This is a genomic window from Ensifer sp. CCNWLY38 (genome assembly GCF_037120565.1).
Taxonomy (GTDB): domain Bacteria; phylum Pseudomonadota; class Alphaproteobacteria; order Rhizobiales; family Rhizobiaceae; genus Ensifer; species Ensifer adhaerens_H.
In genome coordinates, this window is record NZ_JBBBBO010000014.1 from 132,387 (window position 1) to 146,088 (window position 13,702).

14 protein-coding genes are annotated in these 13,702 nt (G+C 62.7%); 1 reads left to right on the forward strand and 13 read right to left on the reverse strand.

Annotated elements, in window-relative coordinates; translation table 11 throughout:
- Positions 1-63 precede the first annotated feature (63 nt).
- The 10 genes from V7S54_RS26785 to V7S54_RS26830 form a co-directional block, all read right to left on the reverse strand.
- Positions 64-873 (reverse strand): ABC transporter ATP-binding protein, encoded by an 810-nt coding sequence (locus V7S54_RS26785; protein ID WP_065373044.1) that lies wholly within the window; start codon positions 871-873, stop codon positions 64-66.
- Positions 870-1,823, reverse strand: coding sequence for an ABC transporter ATP-binding protein (locus tag V7S54_RS26790; protein WP_336409147.1), 954 nt, complete (start codon positions 1,821-1,823; stop codon positions 870-872). Before V7S54_RS26790 ends, V7S54_RS26785 begins: the two co-directional genes overlap by 4 nt.
- Positions 1,810-2,649: an ABC transporter permease gene (locus V7S54_RS26795; protein WP_065373042.1), complete on the reverse strand. Its 840-nt coding sequence runs from the start codon at positions 2,647-2,649 to the stop codon at positions 1,810-1,812. Before V7S54_RS26795 ends, V7S54_RS26790 begins: the two co-directional genes overlap by 14 nt.
- Positions 2,646-3,668 (reverse strand): ABC transporter permease, encoded by a 1,023-nt coding sequence (locus V7S54_RS26800; protein ID WP_327500108.1) that lies wholly within the window; start codon positions 3,666-3,668, stop codon positions 2,646-2,648. The genes V7S54_RS26795 and V7S54_RS26800 overlap by 4 nt, the downstream gene beginning before the upstream one ends.
- Positions 3,669-3,684: 16 nt before the next feature.
- Positions 3,685-5,250, reverse strand: a complete 1,566-nt coding sequence (locus V7S54_RS26805; RefSeq protein ID WP_336409146.1) for an ABC transporter substrate-binding protein — start codon at positions 5,248-5,250, stop codon at positions 3,685-3,687.
- Between the two features lie 37 nt (positions 5,251-5,287).
- Positions 5,288-6,409, reverse strand: a complete 1,122-nt coding sequence (locus V7S54_RS26810) for a DUF917 domain-containing protein (protein ID WP_065373039.1) — start codon at positions 6,407-6,409, stop codon at positions 5,288-5,290.
- Positions 6,406-7,950: a hydantoinase/oxoprolinase family protein gene (locus tag V7S54_RS26815; RefSeq protein ID WP_336409145.1), complete on the reverse strand. Its 1,545-nt coding sequence runs from the start codon at positions 7,948-7,950 to the stop codon at positions 6,406-6,408. The genes V7S54_RS26810 and V7S54_RS26815 overlap by 4 nt, the downstream gene beginning before the upstream one ends.
- A 3-nt stretch (positions 7,951-7,953) precedes the next feature.
- Positions 7,954-8,457, reverse strand: a complete 504-nt coding sequence (locus tag V7S54_RS26820) for an Lrp/AsnC family transcriptional regulator (protein ID WP_176707529.1) — start codon at positions 8,455-8,457, stop codon at positions 7,954-7,956.
- 580 nt (positions 8,458-9,037) lie between these two features.
- Positions 9,038-9,388, reverse strand: coding sequence for a ribbon-helix-helix domain-containing protein (locus tag V7S54_RS26825; protein ID WP_336409144.1), 351 nt, complete (start codon positions 9,386-9,388; stop codon positions 9,038-9,040).
- 24 nt (positions 9,389-9,412) lie between these two features.
- Positions 9,413-10,009, reverse strand: coding sequence for a DJ-1/PfpI family protein (locus tag V7S54_RS26830; RefSeq protein WP_336409143.1), 597 nt, complete (start codon positions 10,007-10,009; stop codon positions 9,413-9,415).
- Between the two features lie 346 nt (positions 10,010-10,355).
- Between V7S54_RS26830 and V7S54_RS26835 the strand changes: the two genes are divergently transcribed.
- Positions 10,356-10,853, forward strand: a complete 498-nt coding sequence (locus V7S54_RS26835; RefSeq protein ID WP_234792901.1) for an NUDIX hydrolase — start codon at positions 10,356-10,358, stop codon at positions 10,851-10,853.
- A gap of 24 nt (positions 10,854-10,877) precedes the next feature.
- Here the strand turns inward: V7S54_RS26835 and V7S54_RS26840 are convergent, their stop codons facing one another.
- From V7S54_RS26840 to V7S54_RS26850, 3 genes are all read right to left on the reverse strand, one after another.
- Positions 10,878-11,174 carry a hypothetical protein gene (locus V7S54_RS26840; RefSeq protein WP_336409142.1) on the reverse strand — a complete coding sequence of 99 codons (297 nt, stop codon included), beginning with the start codon at positions 11,172-11,174 and terminating at the stop codon, positions 10,878-10,880.
- A gap of 248 nt (positions 11,175-11,422) precedes the next feature.
- Positions 11,423-12,292: a DMT family transporter gene (locus V7S54_RS26845; protein ID WP_336409141.1), complete on the reverse strand. Its 870-nt coding sequence runs from the start codon at positions 12,290-12,292 to the stop codon at positions 11,423-11,425.
- A gap of 194 nt (positions 12,293-12,486) precedes the next feature.
- A complete protein-coding gene (locus V7S54_RS26850) occupies positions 12,487-13,596 on the reverse strand; it encodes an NAD(P)-binding domain-containing protein (protein ID WP_336409140.1) in 1,110 nt (369 codons plus the stop codon).
- Positions 13,597-13,702 lie beyond the last annotated feature (106 nt).

Below are 13,702 nucleotides of genomic sequence, written 5' to 3' on the forward strand. Positions count from 1 at the left end.
GGCGGATACTCAGCCGCGCCTGTACGGATCTCCGGAAGCGAAAACGTGCTCGGACATTCGGTGCTAGCTCGAAGCTGGCTCAACTCCGACAGGCCTTTCACGGCGCCCGAAGGAAAGCAGCTCACGCGTATAGGGATCGGCCGGGGCAGCGATCACCTCTTTGGTTTTTCCAAATTCGATGACGTCGCCACGCCGCATGACCAGAAGCGTGTCGGAGACATGTGCAACGACCTTCAGGTTATGGGTGACGAAAAGCATCGACAGCCCGCGGCTTTCCTTCAGGTCCGAAAGCAAGTTGAGGATCTGCGCCTGCACCGAGACATCGAGCGCCGATGTCGGTTCGTCAAGAATGAGGAGGCTCGGCTCCAGGGCCAGCGCGCGGGCGATCGCCACGCGCTGCGCCTGGCCACCGGAGAGTTCGCCTGCGCGTCGGTCGAGGAAGTCGGCCGGTAGCCCGCAGTCCGAGAGCAGCCCTGCGATCTTTTTGCGCATGGCCGGGTCCTGCCGGCCGCCTTGCGCCAGGATCGGCTCGGCAAGGATATCGGCGATCGTCAAGCGCGGGCTCAGCGACAGGAAAGGATTTTGCAGGACGACCCCGATCTTCTGGCGTTCCCGGCGCAACGCGCTGCCCCGCAGCGCCAGCCAGTCCTGTCCTTCAAGCCGGATCTGCCCGCTTTCCACCGGGAGAAGCCGAAGGATGGCGCGCAGCAGGCTTGTCTTGCCGGAGCCACTTTCGCCGACGATGCCGAGGGTCTCGCCCTTGGCCAAACGGAAGCTTGCGCCGTTGACGGCCGGTTTTGGACGTGCCGCGAAAAGGCCGGCGCGGTAGCGGATGACGAGATTGTCGACGTCGAGTATCGGGGGCGTGGTCATGCAGCGTCCTCCGGCAGATGGCATAACCAGCGATGTGCGGCTCGGTTGCGCTCCGGCGGCGGCGTGGCTGCGCACTCCCGGAGTGCCTGGGGACAGTGCGCGGCAAAGGCACAGCCGGCTATCGCCGAGCGCGGCGGCGGGATCGAGCCCTCAATGGCCGCGAGCCGTGCACCAAGCGGTGCAGCGTCGGGAAGTGCGGCGAGCAGGGCACGGGTGTAGGGGTGTCCGGGACTTTGCAACACGGTATCGACCGGGCCGGTCTCGACGGAGCGGCCCGCGTAGAGCACCGTTGCACGATCGCAGGCCTCTGCGATGACGTCCATGTCGTGGGTGATCATCAACACGGTGAGGCCGCGCTCTGTCACCAACCTGCGCAAAAGTGCCAGAACTTGGGCGCCGACCGAGACGTCGAGCGCCGTGGTCGGCTCGTCGGCGATCAGGAAGTCGGCGCCGGTCGCCAGCGCCTGCGCGATCACCACACGCTGCTGCATGCCGCCCGAAAGCTGGTGCGGATAGCTGCGCAGCACTCTCTCCGGATCAGGCAGCCCGGTTGCGGCCAGCAGATCAATCGCCTCCGCGCGCCGAGCCCGATGCGGCAGGTCGCGATGGGCGCGGACCACATCGTCCATCTGCCTGGCAATGCTGAGCACGGGATTGAGGGCAGCGGCAGGATCCTGGGCGATCATGCCGATCCGCCGGCCACGCAGGTGCACCGCATGCTCCCGAAGATCCTCGCCGTCGAAATGGAACCGGTCGGCTACGATGCGGGCACCCTTCGGCGCAAGGCCGAGTGCCGCCATCCCGGTCATGGTCTTGCCGCAGCCGGATTCGCCGATGACGCCGTGGATTTCGCCGCGCTCGATCTCAAGGCTGACCGCGCGTACCGCGTGAACGTCGCCCTCTGATGTCGGGATGCTGACCGACAGGTTGCGGATATCAAGCAGAGGCACGGCCAGTCCCTCCCTTGCGGTCGCGCAGCGCATCGCCGAGCACGCTGAAGGCGAGCGCAATGACGAAGATGGTCAGGCCCGGCATCGCCGAATACCACCAGCGCGCGGGGAAGAATTTTCGACCCGCGTCGACCATCTGGCCCCAGTCGGCGGTCGGCGGCAACACGCCGAGGCCAAGGAAGGAGAGGGCAGCCGCCGTCAGAAGTGCCGGCCCGACATCGAGGGCAGCCTGCACGGTCAGCGGCCTGCCGGTCGCCGGCAGGATGTGGCGGAGGATGATGCGCCAATGCGAGACGCCGGAGAGTTGCGCCGCCTCCACATAGGGCTGACCACGCAGCACCAGCACTTCCGCGCGAGCCAGTCGCGCATACCAGGGCCACCAGGTGACGGCGACGGCGATGACGCTGTTCAAAAAGCCCGGTCCGAGGGCGGCGGCCATGAGCACCGCCAGCAGCAGCGCGGGGAAGGCGAGGAAGACGTCGGTACCGCGCATCAGCGCCTCGTCGACCCAGCCGCCGAAGTAGCCGGCGGCAAGACCGATCGGCAGGCCGATCAGCAATGAGAAGGCGACAATCAATATGCCATTCGTCAATGAGACCCGCGTCCCGTAGGCAATGCGGCTCAGAATGTCTCGGCCAAGATGGTCGGTACCCAGCCAGTAGTCCGCTGAGGGTGGTGAAAGCTTGGCGACAACATTCGGGCCGCCGGCCCCCTGCAGGGGATAAGGCGCGATCCACGGCGCGAAGAGCGCGACGAGCACGAAGAGAAGGACGATGGCAAGGGCGACGGTTCCAGGCCAGCCGAGGCGTTGGAGAAGCTTTTTCATGACAGTGCCACCCGAGGGTCGACGAGGGCCTGGGTTATATCGATCAGCAGGTTCATCACGACATAGCAGATGGTCACGACCATGGTGACGGCGGCGATGACCGGAAAGTCCTTGGCAAGGATCGCTTCGGATACATAACGGCCGAGACCCGGCCAGGCGAAAATGATCTCGATGAGCACCGCACCGGTCAGGGCGTAGGCAAAGGAGAGGCCGATCACCGTCAGTGCCGGACCCATGGCGTTCGGCAGCGCATGACCGAAGAGGATGCGCGGTTCGGAAAGGCCGAGCGCGCGGGCTGCAACGATATGCCGGCGTTCGAGGATTTCGATCATGGCCGAGCGGGTCAACCGCATGGCGACGCCGGCAGGATAGGACGCGAGTGTCAATGCCGGCAGGATCAAATGCGTCAGTGCGTCGCCGAATGCCTCAAGGCGGCCGGCGATGAGTGCGTCGATCAGGTTGAAACCGGTCACCATCGGTAGCGGCGCCGAGATCGCGATTTCTCTGGAAAGCCGCCCGGAAAGCGGGAGGATTCCCAGCCATTGCGCAAAGATGAGCTGAAGGATCATGGCCAGGAAAAAGGTCGGCATTGCGACGGCCGCGATCGAGCCGAAACTGCAGAGCCGGTCTGCCCAACCGCCTTGCCGCGCCGCGGCGATGACGCCGAACGGAATGCCAATCAGGAGCGCAAGGCCGGTCGAAAAGATGGCGAGCTCCAGAGTGGCCGGAAGATAGGCTCTGAGATCTTCTGCGATGAGACGCCTGGATTTGTAGGAGATGCCGAAATCGGCGGAAGCCATGGCGCCGGCGAAAGTCGCGAAACGGGCGGGAAGAGGCGCGTCGAGATTGAGTTCCTGGCGCGCCTTTTCGATTTGCTCGGCCGTGGGACGCGGGCCCGCATAGAGCGCTGCGGGGTCCGACGGAACGACCTGTGCCACCACGAAGACCAGGAAGGTCACGCCCACCAATACGAAGGCGGAGAGAAACGTGCGGCGCAGGATGTAGCGTAGAAGTTCCATCAGACCCCCGCGTGCCCTACCGGCTCAGATCGTTGACAAAGGCGATGTGCCCGTAGGCCGGATTGTCGGCATAGCCCTTGATGTCAGCCCGGATGATGTGGACGTTCGGCTGGTCGAGCATGAAGATGGCTGCCGCGTCCTCGATGATCTTGCGCTGCGCCTCGATGAACAGCGCTTCGGCGCGGGCGCGGTCCGTGCCCGAGAGCTTGGCCGCTTCATCGATCTTGGCGTCCACCTCCGGATTGGAATAGTAGCCGAGATTGAAGTTCGGCTTCTCTTCGCTGTGGAACAGGTTGAAGAGGTAATCATAGGGGGTGACGAAGGTCGGCCACCAGAACATGACGAAAATATCCTGTGCCGCTTCGGGGTTCGATTTGCCGAGCTGCCATTGCGCCTCCCATGCCATCGGCTGGAGCTTCAGCGTGATGCCGAGCGTCTCCAGATTGGCCTTCCAGAGTTCGCCTGCGACCGCTTCGATTGCCTGGGACGTGGAATAGGTCATGACCAGTTCCAGGCCCGGCTCAATGCCCTCTTCGGCAAGAAGTGCCTTTGCGGCTTCCAGATCGGTTTTCGGGATGGGCGCATTGGCGTCGTGGCCCCAGATGCCGGCCGGCACGACACCCTTTGCGCGCGAGCCGAAGCCGCTCGTTCCCGCGGCGATCACGTCGTCATAGGGAAAGGCGAGCGACAGGGCCTGCCGCACTTTCACTTTGTCGAGTGGCGCACGCTTGACATTGTAGAGGCCGAACAGCGTTTCGAAGGAAGGGTTCACGACCACGTTCAGGTCGGGATTGGACTTCAGCGCCTCAAGGTTTTCATAGGGAAGACTGTAGGTCCAGTCGGCCTGGCCGCTCTCGATCATGTTTTGAGCGAGCGTCGCATCCTCGACGATCTCGAACGATATCGTCTGGAAGGCGCCATCCGGCACCTTGCCCCAATAGCCTTCGACCCGATCGAGAACGGCACGCTGGCCGGGTTCGTAACGCGAGATCTTGAAGGCTCCGGTCCCTGCATCGTTGCCGGCGTTGAACCAGGAGGCTTCCTTGTCATGCGAGGAAGGGGCATAGATCCAGGCGGCGAAGCCGGCCGATGCGATGAGATCCAGTGGCTGCGGTTCGGAGAGCACGAAGACCACCTTCAGCGGTTCCGGCGTTTCAATGGACGCAACCGGGCCCCAGATGAAGGACGCACCGCCGCCGATTTTCTTGGTCCGTTCGATCGAGCCCTTTACCGCCTGCGAGGTCAGCGGGCTGCCGTCATGGAACTTCACGCCATCGCGAAGGGTGAAGGTCCAGGTCTTGCCGTCTGCGCTCACGTCCCAGGAGGTGGCGAGCAGGGGCTCGATCCTGGCTTCGGCCGTATCGGTCGCGGGAATGTAGCGCGTCAGCCCTTCGTAGACATTGGCCAGCACCGCGCCGTCGTTGGAAAACGAGGTGGCGGGGTCAAGGTCCGGAAAGCTCGTCGGATAGGCGAGCGTGAAGATGCTGCTCGTGCCCTCAGCCATGGCAAAATTCCAGCGCGACGCGGCGGCTGTGGCCAGAGCGGTGAGGGCGGCGGTTTTCAAGAAATTGCGGCGGTTCATGTCGGGCTCCCAATCGAGTTCTGGAGGGGGCGGACGCTTAGGCGTCTTCTTTGTAATGGGGTACGGCAGGCGCATCCGCAGACACGCCCATCGGCACGAAGTCGAAATCGTAACCAAAGGCACGCGGGCCGACGGAGGCGAGCGCGATCTCGCTGCGCAGCAGCACCGGTGCGGGCATCGACAACACGTCGATGCGCAGGCCGTAGCGCAGCTCTTCCGTGCCGATCGCCCGACCGGTTTCCGAATCCACGATGCAGATCAGGTCCGGCACCATGGTGATGATCTCTTCGCCTTCGCGCGCGATCAGATATTCGTTCTGGATGTCGACCGTCAGCGTGCGGCCCGCATCCGCATCCAGACCCGCCACAGTGAGCTTGCCGCGGGTGAAGCCCGCCATGACGCGGCGGCTGATATCGGTCACCTTGCCGCGCATCAACCGCACACCGCCGGACTGCTGCAAAATCGCCTCGACTGGGTCTTCCTTGGCTGCCCGTGCGTTCATCACCGCGTCCCCAAGGCTCCAGGCCTGACTGGTGGTGTGGGGCACGCCGAAACGACGGACGAATTCACCGGACATTGGAGCCGTCGTCATCAGCGCCGTGCATCCCATGGCAATGGTGCTGGCGCGCAGCAATTTCTCCAGCATCTTCGGCGTCGTCGCGTCGGTGACGACGAGCACGTTGCCGTCGGCATCGGCGAGGGCCGCCGGCTGCACGGCCTGGCCGTGGATGAAGAAGGTCGTCATCTGCACTTCCGGGAAGGCCCGGCCCATGCCGTCAGCATCGACAACAGGCAGATCGACCATCGCCGCCGTCAGCATCGGCGCAATACCGTTGCCGCCGCCAACTTCGTCACCGAGCAGCGCATCGACCTTGCGGCCCATATGCCGTTCGAGTGCGTTCAATAGTCGGACGCCCTCGCTGCCTTCCGGGATCTTCTCGATGCCCACCGTCGGGGCGCCGATGCCGCCGATACCCAGGATCTGGGCATCCGGCGCCATGTCGGCCGGGCGCACCATGCGGATGCGCTTGCCTTCGCGCAGAAGCGCCTTGGCGCGCAGCAGGCCGTGATAGGTGCTGCCGCCGCCGCCGGTTCCCAGAATCCCGCAGCCGATGGCGATGCGATCGATATCCCCTTCGCTGAGCGTCCAGTACTTCATGCCCGCAACTCCCCAATCACTTTCGCGGCGACGCGAACGGCATTGCCGGGCAGGTAAGCCAGCGGCGTTTCTTCAATTTCGGCAAGGGTGGTCGTATCGGCGTCTGCGCCGGCCTCGACGGCGCGCGCCCGTGCCTCCGCGACGATGGATTCCAATGCGATTTCCCGCGTGGTGCCTTCAAGCGAAACCACGCTATCCACCTCGCCGGAGACCTGCGCGATTGCCGCGCCGATGGCGTTGGCGGAACCGAAATGATCAGGCTTCAGCGAAACCGAGGTTCCCTCCAAGAGCCCCTCGACCAGCACCGAACCGCCGCCGACGAGAATGGCGGGGATCGGATCGGCGCTTGGCTTCATGCGGTCCAGCACCGTTTCGATGCTGGCCTTCATCTGCGCCAGCATCTGCTGTGCGAATTCCGGCGTGATGTGGCTGAGGCGGTCGCGGTCGCCGAGGTCGACGAGACCGGCAGAAACGGCGATATCGGTTGCCGTCAGCGTATCGCCGCCGAAGCAGAGAGCCTTTTCCGGCAGGCGAAAACCGACAGAATCCGGACCGATCGTCGGAGATGGGCCCGGGCGCACGATGCTGCCGCCGCCAAGCCCGAAAGAGTAGACGTCCGGCACGCGAAAATTGGTCGGCACGCCGCCGATCATCGCGCCTTCGCTGCGGGTGCGCGGGAAGCCGGCGACCAGCATGCCGATATCCGTGGTGGTGCCGCCGATGTCGATGACGGCTGCGTCGGAGAGCCCGGTGAGGAAGGCCGCACCGCGCATGGAGTTGGTCGGTCCGGACGCGATCGTGAAGACCGGATAGCGTTCGGCGAACTCGGCCGCCATCAACGTGCCGTCGTTCTGCGTGAGGAAGAGCGGGCAGGTGAGGCCGAGGGCGGCGAAGGCCGAGCGGAAGGCGCCGACCGTCTCGCGTCCGAGCGTATGGAGGCTCGCATTGAGGATCGTGGCGTTTTCGCGGGGCAGGAGGCCGGTGCGGCCGACGCGGTGCGACAGGCTGATTGCAGCACCCGGCATTTCCTCGGCAACGATTTCCGCCGCGGCGTTTTCCATTCTCGGGTCGACCAAGGCGAAGACCGAGCAGATCGCGACGGCGGAGATACCACGCGTGCGCCAATCCCGGCATGCCGCGCGGATCGCTGCGTCATCGAGCGGCGCAATCTCCGAACCATCGTAATTGACGCCACCGCCAACGAGCGCGGCACCTCCGTCGACGACGGGGCGAAGCGTGTCCGGCCAATCGATCATTGGCGGCAGCGAGCGCGTCGCGGCGCCGCAAAGGCGGAGAACGCCAACCTTTTCAAGATGCCGACCCTCGACGATGGCGTTGAGGAAGTGCGTGGTGCCGATCATCACTGCATTGACCGCGCCGGCAGAAACGCCTGCTTCGGCCAGGACCGTGCGGATCGCTGCGCTGACGCCCGATGTCACATCCGCGGTGGTCGAGGATTTTACCGTGGCCAGGACCTCGGTGCCGCGCAACAGCGCCGCGTCCGTATTGGTTCCGCCGACATCCACTCCGATACGAAGCATGGTCTATCCCTTTTTCTTGCCGCCGAGGTCCGTACCGCGGCTGATCGCGGTCGTCCTCGTGCCGAATACCTTGTAGAGGCGCAGCACGACCGAGCTCGTGACGCGCTTGACGCCAGGCAGTTTGCCCAGCTCCTGATCGATGAATTCGAGCAATGCCGCATGGTCGGCGACGAAGAGCGAAGCGCTGAGGTTCGCCGTGCCGCTCGTGGCGGCGAGGTAGCCGATCTCGTCATACTCTGCGAGCAGGATGGCGACGTCTTCCTGCTTGCCGGGCTCGACCTCGATCAGAAGCTCGACCTGGACATCGCGTCCGAGCGCCACCGGATCAGGAATGGCGCCGATGACGATCATCTTGGCCTGCAGCAGTCCGGCAATGCGGTTGCGGATCGTGCGCTCCGAGACGCTGCCGATCCGGCCGGCGATCTCGGCCGCCGAAAGGCGCCCGTCTTCGGAGAGATAACGGATAATCTCGCGGTCCAGATCATCGACGAGGTAGCGTTGGGTCATCACCGTTTCCATTTCGGCCTTGATAGGCAGAGTAGATTTCCGAAACGGAACTATGTCAAGAATATTTCAGTCGGCAAAGGCAATTCTTGTCGAAAATGTCCTGTTTCAGGCAATGATTCTTCTGGAAGTTGCCGAATCGGAAATGGCGTTGAGGCGGGAAAGCTGCCGATAAGGCCGATCGGGAGGGGCGGTATGCCTGAATTCCGCTCGGCGCGGACTATGCTCGGGGTCTGTAGCGCCGCCGTTCTGCGCCCGAAAAAGTACGGAAGCTCGAACGGAATGCTTCCGTATCGATACGAGAGGAACCGAGTGTAGATGTGGAGGCTGTGCCTTCTGTGGGGGCACGGCCGACAGACGGCTCAGCCGGTCGCTACGAGCGGGGACCTGGCGCTGTCGGCGGCGTCACCATTGCCCAGGCCGCAGCTGCCGTCGAAGGTCTAGGCGACCGCCTGCAGAGCCGCCGTCGGCCTGACAATCGCGGCGAGTACACTGACGAACCGCAATGACCTCAGCCGCTGCTGGTGAGCTGGCCGAGCGTGCAGTGGTGTTTTGCGACCCTCAACCGTTGAGGGCCGCCGGCTCAGTGGTATTTTTCCTGCTCGCGAACGAGGATCGCCGGAGCGTTCAGCCCGGCGATCGGTTGATTGACATCCGCTGGAATGTCTCCGGTCAGTTGAAGGTCGAGATAGCGCGCGCAGCAGACCCTCAGGAACGAAGTGAAGTTCCCCAGATCGTGGCCGGCGTCGATGGATTCATGATGCAGCTTGGTTATCAACTGCGTGACGTTCATGCGATCGCGATGCGCGATCTCCTCGAGCTTCGACCAGAAGAAATTCTCCAGCCGAACGCTTGTCACCATGCCATCAATGCGTAGCGAACGGGTCGTGCTTTCCCAGAGCCTTGCGTCTGCCTTTATGAACAACTCGCACATCGCGCCCCTCCCTTGTCCGCTTCCTCAGGCGGCGTCCGTTTGTAGCAGGGCGGAGGCGTCGAGCACAGCCATGAACTGCCGCAGCCACGAAGGATGCGCCGGCCATGCGGGTGCGGTGACGAGGTTGCCGTCCGAGACCGCATCGTCGATCGCGATATCGGCATAGATGCCGCCGGCGAGTTCGACGTCCGGGCGGCAGGCGGGATAGGCCGAGCATGTGCGCCCCTTCAGCACACCGGCCGCGGCAAGAAGTTGGGCGCCGTGGCAGATGGCTGCCACCGGCTTCCCGGCCTCGAAGAAATGCTGCACGGCCCTGATGACGTCGGGGTTGAGGCGCAGATATTCGGGCGCGCGGCCGCCGGGGATGACGAGCGCGTCGTAGTCCTCGGCGCGGATACTGGAGAAAGTAGCGTTGAGGGCGAAGTTGTGGCCGCGTTTCTCGGAGTAGGTCTGGTCGCCTTCGAAATCATGGATCGCGGTCGCGACCGTCTCTCCGGCCTTCTTGCCGGGGCAGGCAGCATGGACGGTGTACCCGCAGGCAAGCAGCGTCTGAAACGGGACCATCGTTTCATAGTCCTCGGTGAAGTCACCGGTGATCATCAGAATTTTCGAAGCTGTCATCTGTTCCTCCCAAAACCAATGGCCAAAACCAATGGAAAGAGCTTAGCAGGGCAGCCGAGTCAGCAGGTACTAACGGAATACTACAACGAAAATTCCAGGCGGCTCCGATTGGTGCCAGATGGCGGAGCGATCGCCATTCCGATCCCGCTAACGTTCCTGTCGGTCAGTCTCGTGTGTGGCCCCCGATACGGCCCGGACAGTTACTCGCTGAGGGAAAAAACTGCAGGGGTGCAATGATGGCGTCTCCCTCGTTTCATTTTGCAATCGCTCATTGCGAGACGGGCCGTCACATATCTGTCATAAACGCGAACAAGATTCTGCTTCAAATCCACCGGAACCGAGAGAGATGTCCGAGCAATTCTCGCTAGTATGCGAAATGCTGCCACAAAACTCTGCTCGTTCAATGACGTGTGTCCAGCAGGCTGGCGCGATTTGTTTTCGAACCTCCGCAGATAGCCTTCCTGAAGTGTTGCTCGTCACAAGCCGCCGCAACGGCCGTTGGGGAATACCAAAGGGGCGTATAGAGGCAGGGGAGACGGCACGCGCCGCCGCCGCGCGCGAAGCGATGGAAGAGGCCGGCGTTAGAGGCCGGGTATCGAGCGATGCCATTGGCTCGTTCGTTTATACCAAGGATAGCATTGACCTCAGCTATCACCTCAATGTGCATTTGCTCGAGGTCCAGGAAATTCTGGCGGACTTCCCCGAGAGGCAAAGCCGGAGGCTACAATGGACTCCGCTTGAAGCCGCCGTCCAGGAAGTCTCGCAGCCAAAGCTCCGTGAACTGCTGTTGCTTCTGGCTGCAGAAAACGGGCTGTGTGTCGGGTTTGAACTCGAGGCCCGGTAGCGCTGCCAGCATCATGCAGGGAAATCAGTTTGCGGTTTTCGCTCGTTGCAGAAGAACCTGCATCTCCTGAAATCGTCTCTTGCGCTCGGGATCGTCCTCATCGGCGGCGTAGCAGATGCGTGAAACGCAGAAGCGCAGGATTTTTGTCGGCGCGTTCGCATTGTCGAACTCGCATTCGAAGGTGTCCGTCATATCTGTCTTCTTCGTGTCGGCTCTTTCGGAATACTTAAAGCGTGCTCCGGGCGGTGCAATCTCGGGAAAGGACTGGATCACCCCGACGTTGAGCGTGTCGACCAGGAAGAAATTCTTGGCGACCGCCATGCAGGTCGTCTCGAGGCCGGGGCTTTGCGCATAAGCGGGGCCTGCCGCGATACACAGGACTGGGAGAAGCCATTTCATCGCATACTCCATCCGCGGAAAAACCTTGCCATCCGATCGGCTGCTCCGACAACACGCGAAGGTGGAAATTGTTCCGTCGCGTGGCGATCAGGATATTAGTGCGGTCGTGAAGCTAGATCCTGCTGGCCCGATCGATCGCAAAGCGCGCGCGTTTTCAGATGCCGTATCGGCTATGAGCGCTTGGCCAGTTGGTGTTCGCGCCAGATCGTGAAAAGGCCCGCGCCGACCACGATCAGGGCGCCCATGATCATGTTGTGCGTGATCGTTTCGCCAAACAACAGGACGGCAAACATCACGTTGAGAACCAGCTGAAAATAGGTGACCGGCTGAACTTCCGCGGCAGGCAGCAGCCCATAGGCCCGGATAAGGAAGTAGTGGCTGAGCGTGCCGCAGACGCAAAGGGCTGCCAACGCGAACCAATCGGTGGGGACGACCTCGGTCCAGTAGAACGGGCCGATCAGCGAAATCGCCAGTGCCCCGACCACACCCGCATAAAAGAGACTCGTTACCGCGGAATCCTCGCGGCTCACTGCGCGCGTGGCGATGCTATAGAGCGCGAACAGCACGGAGGCGACAAGCGGCAGAAGCAGGGACATGTCGAAATGAACGTCCACCGGATTGATGATCACCAGAACGCCGACAAGACCAATCAGTACCGCGGCCCCGCGCCGCCATCCGACCACCTCTCCGAGAAGCGGTATCGACAGGATGGTGATGATCAGTGGCGTTACCTGGAAGATCGACTGGCTCATGGCGAGCCCAGCGTGAACATAGGAAAAGACGATGACGACGATCTCTGCGACCAGCAGAAGGCCGCGAACAACCTGCAGCCAAGGGTGTCGCGTTTGAATGGACCTGCAAATGCCCCCGGGAGACGACGCGGCAAAGGCAAATACGAAGAGGGCGAACGCCCAGAACCGTATCATCGTTATGAAGAGCGCCGGATAGCGATCACCCAGATACTTGGTTATTGCGTCCTGCCCCGCGAAGATGCAGATAGCGAGGAAGGCAAACAAATAGCCGCGGGTCTTGGGGCTCATCACACTAAAAACTCAGAATCGTTGGCCATTTGATTAGCATAGACTTCGCGGGAGCGCTCGAACCAAACGACGGGTTCCTTCCCGTCGCATTTACTTGGGAATGGCGACGAGATCGCTCCATTGGCTCGCGCAATCGGATTGCGGCCGCATTGTTTCTCGAAGGAACGGCGACTGGAATCGCGCTCACAGCCGCATCAGATCAGGCCGAGATGGGCGGCCAGTTCCCGTGCTGCTGCGCCGCCCGCCCTGTTCGCTCCGATGGTGGAAGCCGAGGGGCCGTAGCCCACCAGATGGATGCGTGGGTCCTTTTCGACCCGCGTCGCGAGGCGTCCGCCCAGGACTATGCCGCCGTCGTCCCCGCGCAGTTGCAGCGGAGCGAGATGATCGAGTGAGCTGCGAAAGCCCGTCGCCCAGAGAATGACGTCTGCTTTCTGTTCCGTCCCATCCGGCCAGCGCACGCCGTGAGGAAGGATTTCGCGGAACATCGGCAGGCGGTTCAGCGCCCCGCGTTTTGCGGCGGCCCGCAGGGCCGGGGTCCACGGGATGCCGGTCACGGATACCACCGAGCCCGGCACCCGGCCTTGCCGCACCCTTTCTTCAACGGCGGCAACGGCGGCGCGGCCGTCTTCCTGAGTGAATGGTCCCTCGTGAAACTGCGGCTCGCGGCGCGTGACCCACGTTGTCGTTGTCACTTGCGAGATTTCATCGAGATGCTGGAGCGCCGAAATGCCGCCGCCGACGACAATCACATGCTTGCCCGCAAACGCGTCCGCCGTTTGATAGTCGCGAGAGTGAAGCTGCTGTCCTTCGAACCGATCGGCACCGGGATAGGCGGGAATAGAAGGGGTCTCCCAGGTTCCCGTGGCGTTGATGAGCCCCTCGGCCGAAAAGGTCTCGCGGTCGGTCTCCACCCGAAGCCGGCCGAAGCGCTCGCAAACCACCTTGACCGCAACCGGGCGATAGATCGGCAGCCGGAATTTTTCTTCATAGGCCGCGTAGTAGCTGGGAACCGCGGTCGAAGCCCGCGCCTCCGTTTCTCCAACGGGAACAACTTCCGCAAACTCCATGCCCGGCAAGTCGTGGAGACGGTTGACGGTGCTCAGCGTCAATGACGGCCAGCGATGCTGCCAGGCGCCGCCCGGTTTATCGTTCTTGTCGAGGACGATGAAATTCCGGCCCGGCTGAAGGCCAAGCTTCATCAGGTGATAGGCCGACGACAGCCCGGCTTGGCCTGCGCCGATCACAACAATGTTGACCTTGATCGCAGCGTGAAGCGCCGCATTTGTTGAGGCTGTGGATGGCATTGTGTCGGTCACTCTTGGTCCTCGAAACGCGTAGCTCGGCCGCCGGCTGCAAAGCGAAATTCAGCTCTTCTGCACATCGATGTGGTCGTAAGAAGTCGGACGCGCA

Coding starts and splice junctions, on each gene's coding strand:
- V7S54_RS26835 (WP_234792901.1), top strand. CDS start 10,356: ATGTCCGAGCAATTCTCGCTAGTATGCGAAATGCTGCCACAAAACTCT.
- V7S54_RS26820 (WP_176707529.1), bottom strand. CDS start 8,457: ATGACCCAACGCTACCTCGTCGATGATCTGGACCGCGAGATTATCCGT.
- V7S54_RS26815 (WP_336409145.1), bottom strand. CDS start 7,950: ATGCTTCGTATCGGAGTGGATGTCGGCGGAACCAATACGGACGCGGCG.
- V7S54_RS26845 (WP_336409141.1), bottom strand. CDS start 12,292: ATGAGCCCCAAGACCCGCGGCTATTTGTTTGCCTTCCTCGCTATCTGC.
- V7S54_RS26800 (WP_327500108.1), bottom strand. CDS start 3,668: ATGGAACTTCTACGCTACATCCTGCGCCGCACGTTTCTCTCCGCCTTC.
- V7S54_RS26795 (WP_065373042.1), bottom strand. CDS start 2,649: ATGAAAAAGCTTCTCCAACGCCTCGGCTGGCCTGGAACCGTCGCCCTT.
- V7S54_RS26840 (WP_336409142.1), bottom strand. CDS start 11,174: ATGGCGGTCGCCAAGAATTTCTTCCTGGTCGACACGCTCAACGTCGGG.
- V7S54_RS26810 (WP_065373039.1), bottom strand. CDS start 6,409: ATGAAGTACTGGACGCTCAGCGAAGGGGATATCGATCGCATCGCCATC.
- V7S54_RS26785 (WP_065373044.1), bottom strand. CDS start 873: ATGACCACGCCCCCGATACTCGACGTCGACAATCTCGTCATCCGCTAC.
- V7S54_RS26830 (WP_336409143.1), bottom strand. CDS start 10,009: ATGACAGCTTCGAAAATTCTGATGATCACCGGTGACTTCACCGAGGAC.
- V7S54_RS26805 (WP_336409146.1), bottom strand. CDS start 5,250: ATGAACCGCCGCAATTTCTTGAAAACCGCCGCCCTCACCGCTCTGGCC.
- V7S54_RS26825 (WP_336409144.1), bottom strand. CDS start 9,388: ATGTGCGAGTTGTTCATAAAGGCAGACGCAAGGCTCTGGGAAAGCACG.
- V7S54_RS26850 (WP_336409140.1), bottom strand. CDS start 13,596: ATGCCATCCACAGCCTCAACAAATGCGGCGCTTCACGCTGCGATCAAG.